This is a genomic window from Arthrobacter sp. M4, assembly GCF_020251205.1.
GTDB lineage: Bacteria > Actinomycetota > Actinomycetes > Actinomycetales > Micrococcaceae > Arthrobacter.
Genome location: NZ_JAIWYX010000043.1, coordinates 1 through 1,937 on the forward strand (window position 1 = coordinate 1; position 1,937 = coordinate 1,937).

The 1,937-nt window shown below is 56.5% G+C and carries 1 rRNA gene; it reads right to left on the reverse strand.

Annotated features, from left to right (window positions below):
* Positions 1-78: 78 nt before the first annotated feature.
* Positions 79-1,937 (reverse strand): 23S ribosomal RNA (locus tag LD110_RS23295); the annotation flags it as partial.

Here is a 1,937-nt window from a genome sequence, read left to right on the forward strand (position 1 = left end):
TTTATTCGGTTGTGTTGTGTTGTTGGTTGGGAACCGCATAGTGGACGCGTAGCACATTGAGGGGCAATGAGGATGTGTGTGGTGTAAGTTGTTGGCCTATTAGTACCGGTCGGCTTCGACAGTCGTTGGTCCTGTCTTCCACGTCCGGCCTATCAACCCAGTGGTCTGCTGGGGGCCTCTCCCACCCTGGGGGTGGATGGAAATCTCATCTTGAAGCGGGCTTCCCGCTTAGATGCTTTCAGCGGTTATCCCATCCGAACGTAGCCAATCAGCGGTGCACTTGGCAGTACAACTGACACACCAGAGGTTCGTCCGTCCCGGTCCTCTCGTACTAAGGACAGCCCTTCTCAAATTTCCTGCGCGCGCAGCGGATAGGGACCGAACTGTCTCACGACGTTCTAAACCCAGCTCGCGTACCGCTTTAATGGGCGAACAGCCCAACCCTTGGGACCTACTCCAGCCCCAGGATGCGACGAGCCGACATCGAGGTGCCAAACCATGCCGTCGATATGGACTCTTGGGCAAGATCAGCCTGTTATCCCCGAGGTACCTTTTATCCGTTGAGCGACGGCCATTCCACAATGTACCGCCGGATCACTAGTCCCGACTTTCGTCCCTGCTTGAGATGTCTCTCTCACAGTCAAGCTCCCTTGTGCACTTACACTCGACACCTGATTGCCAACCAGGCTGAGGGAACCTTTGGGCGCCTCCGTTACTCTTTAGGAGGCAACCGCCCCAGTTAAACTACCCATCAGGCACTGTCCCTGACCCGGATCACGGGCCGAAGTTAGATGTCCAAAGTGACCAGAGTGGTATTTCAACGATGACTCCACCGCCACTGGCGTGGCCGCTTCACAGTCTCCCACCTATCCTACACAAGCCACTCCGAACACCAATACCAAACTATAGTAAAGGTCTCGGGGTCTTTCCGTCCTGCTGCGCGTAACGAGCATCTTTACTCGTAGTGCAATTTCGCCGAGTTTATGGTTGAGACAGCGGGGAAGTCGTTACTCCATTCGTGCAGGTCGGAACTTACCCGACAAGGAATTTCGCTACCTTAGGATGGTTATAGTTACCACCGCCGTTTACTGGGGCTTAAATTCTCCGCTTCGCCCCTAGGGGCTAACGGGTCCTCTTAACCTTCCAGCACCGGGCAGGAGTCAGTCCGTATACATCGTCTTGCGACTTCGCACGGACCTGTGTTTTTAGTAAACAGTCGCTTCCCCCTGGTCTCTGCGGCCCACACCCGCTCCGGAAAGCTAAGTCTCCATCACGGGGCAGGCCCCCCTTCTCCCGAAGTTACGGGGGCATTTTGCCGAGTTCCTTAACCATAATTCTCTCGATCGCCTTGGTATTCTCTACCTGATCACCTGTGTCGGTTTAGGGTACGGGCAGTTCGAACCTCGCGCCGATGCTTTTCTAGGCAGCATAGGATCACCGGATCCCCCCAAACGGGAGTCCCATCAGATCTCAGGCACGTCATCCAAGACACAGCGACGGATTTGCCTATCGCTGACCCTACATCCTTGGACCGGGACAACCATCGCCCGGCCCGGCTACCTTCCTGCGTCACACCTGTTAATACGCTTACCTCCCGGGATCAGATCCCGCGCTCCACCAAAACCCTTCCCTCCAAAGGAAGGTCGGGCAGGCTTCGGGCGGTTAGTATCCCCCGCTTGGTATGGGCGGTCCTTCACCGGTACGGGAATATCAACCCGTTGTCCATCGACTACGCCTGTCGGCCTCGCCTTAGGTCCCGACTTACCCAGGGCAGATTAGCTTGACCCTGGAACCCTTGATCATCCGGCGGACGGGTTTCCCACCCGTCTTTCGCTACTCATGCCTGCATTCTCACTCGTGTAGGCTCCACCACTGGTTCACACCGCAGCTTCACCGCCCACACGACGCTCCCCTACCCATCCACACCCCTGAACCCC